We start from the raw sequence: 2,858 nt of genomic DNA, 5'->3' as shown, positions 1-2,858 counted from the left end.
TCATGGGTGCTTTGTTGGTAGGTGTATTTTCAAGTAATTTCTTATATGTCTTATTCGGATTCTTCTTACTTTATTCAACTTACAATATGATTCGTAAGTTAATGGATAAAAAAGGTGAGAGTGTTTATACCGGACATGATCCAATCGTTGATAAATTTAAATTATCGAGTACTTATTATGATAAAGCGGAACAAAAACAGATTGATTATTCAATGAAGAATGTTCCAGGTGGATTCATCATGATGTGGGCTGCTGGATTAGCCAGTGGTTTATTAGGTATTGGTAGTGGTGCTTTCAAGGTTATCGCTATGGATACAATTATGAAGATGCCTTTAAAACCATCAAGTGCTACAAGTAATTTGATGATGGGTGTTACTGCTGCAGCCAGTGCAACGGTATACTTCTTTAATGGTTCAATTCGTCCTGATATTGCTGCTCCATTAGCAATTGGTGTTTTAGTTGGGGCAACAATTGGTGCACGTTTGATGCAAGTCTTGAAGCCAAGAATTATCAGAATGATTTTTATTCCTATTATTCTTTACATGGGAGTACAAATGGCTCTTAAAGGATTTGGGGTGAACATCTAATGAATAATAATACACATGAAGAAACACGACAGGTCGAATTAGTAATTGGTAAAATTTTACGTATCGGTGTTATCACTTCAGCAATCGTTATTTTAATAGGTATGGCCTTATACTTTATGAGTGGTAGCGGCTATGCCTCAGGTGAATTTCCACGCCGATTCATGGCAATCTTTGCTGGAGTAGCGTCTGGAAAATCATATGCTGTTATTATGCTAGGTGTTTTTCTACTTATTTTGACACCGGTATTACGAGTAGTTGTTTCAATTTATGCTTTTTATAAAGAGCATGATAATCTGTATGTAATTATTACTACGATCGTTTTGGTAATCTTAATATTTGCCATGTTTATGGGATATCGTAGTTAAAAAGATAAAAAATAGAGTGTGAGGATTTTTCCTCACACTCTATTTATTTGGAGTGGAATCAATTAGTGACCACGATATCTTACTTGTGTAGATTCCAGCTTTGTTACCTTTTTTCACGGCTAATAGTATTCCACTATTGTCAGTCCACGTATCAGCAATATTTTTGATTTGAGTATCGTCAGTATCTTTTACGTATGTGGCGACGGGAAAATCTTTATCAATATCATAATCTTTCCCATCGGTATCTCTATAAAATAAGTTGCCTAATAATTTATTTTTATCTTCTGAAACTAAATCACTGGCCTTGGCCTGAACAGACCACTGACTTCCTTTTTCACGACTGTCAACGACATTGATTTGCCATTTTCCAAGTCGTGGTAGGATTCCGTCAGTGAAGGAACCATTGATAGGTTTGAATGAGACTATATTTTGTACATAGTCAAATGCTAAATTTCCACCGACTGTGATTTGGCGTGTAATAGTATTACTAGTATTTCCATCTTGATCCTTAACGTAAAAGGAAACAGTATTAATTTTGTCTAATGAATAGCTATATATAGGAAGTTCAAAATTACCATCTGAATCAAAGCTAAGATCTTGTGTTTCAACAGGACCATTATTTAATTTTTGATAAACAGTTAGATTTTGATAGTAAGGATTGTTATTACTACCGGCGTAAGTTACTTGGGCTGGAATAAAAACATCTTCATTTGGCTTTACCTTAATAATATTAGGTGAATCACTATCCAAACTTAGCTTTCTGTATCTGATTTTGAATGGGATAGTATTGGCATCAGTAATAAGATTATCACCTTCAAAAGAGGCATGAGATGAGGGGACCGTTAAACTTTCTGTAGCATTTTTTTCAGTTTTACCATGTAATTCAATAATGGCAGTTCTACTTTTAGGTGTAAGTTTATCTGGTAAGAGAAACTTAAGTTTAGTGGCATTGGAATCGTTAAAAATACTTGGATCTATTTGATGTGGCTTGTTGTCTGCTGAATTTGGATAAGTTATTGTTCCACTAGTGAATTTAACATGGTCAGGTATGTCTACTTTGGTATTAATTTTATCCCAATTTTTAGTCCAACCTTTATAGTTTAATGTGTAAGTATATCTAATATCACTATTGGGGTCGACGGTGTTGTTACTTTCAGTAATTTCAGTTCCACCTTGAGAATCATCATAAATAGCCGGAACGGCTTCAGCGTCGACGAATGAAGGAATGGATTCAAAAACTAATAAGTTATTCTCAGAGTATTTACCAGTAGAACCAGTAAATCCCCAGTAGAGTTTAGTATTATCTCCGGTTAGTCCAAAGTTCTTTGTATCAATATTAAAAGATGTTTGGACTACCTGTTTAGGGTCAGTAATGGGAATTCCTGATTGGGTATCTTTATCATTGTAAGCATAAGTTATAGTTCCTTGTGAATGATCGGTATCACTTTTAGGTGTCCAAGTAATTGTAACGTGGTGCCACTGATCATCTACTAAATGGGGATGAATTTTGTAATTATTTCCGTGATTCATTGTGGTATATCTAGGAAAATTACTTTTATCGTTATCATAAGTACTTGCTAGTGCTGGATAATTACCGGCAATGTGACGATAATTGTTCTCTGCATTACCGATACCCCCAATATTAAAATCAAAAGAAACACCTTCACTAGTACTTGGTTTGTATCGATTAACAAAAGTATCGAATTCCAGGGCCCAACTATTTTGAATAGCAGTCTGGGCAGTTTTTTCAGGAGAACTATTATCCCCATGGTCCCAATCAGCTCCCCAAACACCTAAAGCTTGTCCATTAACAGGAATTCCATCTGCAGAAAGTGCAATTGAATTTTCTGCGTTATTGTCATTTTGGAGAACAAATGCCATGCCGTCACCAACGAATCCTGTGTCG

3 protein-coding genes are annotated in these 2,858 nt (G+C 35.2%); 2 read left to right on the top strand and 1 reads right to left on the bottom strand.

The window, feature by feature from the left end; translation table 11 throughout:
* Both ATN92_RS12755 and ATN92_RS12750 read left to right on the top strand, forming a co-directional pair.
* The coding region (locus tag ATN92_RS12755; RefSeq protein WP_158106797.1) for a sulfite exporter TauE/SafE family protein at positions 1-587 on the top strand (587 nt) is incomplete at its 5' end.
* Positions 587-952, top strand: coding sequence for a DUF1634 domain-containing protein (locus ATN92_RS12750; RefSeq protein WP_056950825.1), 366 nt, complete (start codon positions 587-589; stop codon positions 950-952). The genes ATN92_RS12755 and ATN92_RS12750, both read left to right, overlap by 1 nt.
* Before the next feature lie 39 nt (positions 953-991).
* On the opposite strand, the gene ATN92_RS12745 is transcribed toward ATN92_RS12750, so the two are convergent.
* Positions 992-2,858: L-type lectin family protein (locus ATN92_RS12745; RefSeq protein WP_158106796.1), on the bottom strand; the 1,867-nt coding region annotated here is incomplete at its 5' end.

This window comes from Companilactobacillus bobalius, assembly GCF_009764355.1.
The sequence above is the reverse complement of the archived record's forward strand: the minus strand, read 5'-3'. Positions and strand labels throughout refer to the sequence as shown.

Excerpts from the sequence above, each read along its gene's own strand:
- ATN92_RS12750 (WP_056950825.1), top strand. The coding sequence starts at position 587 with ATGAATAATAATACACATGAAGAAACACGACAGGTCGAATTAGTAATT.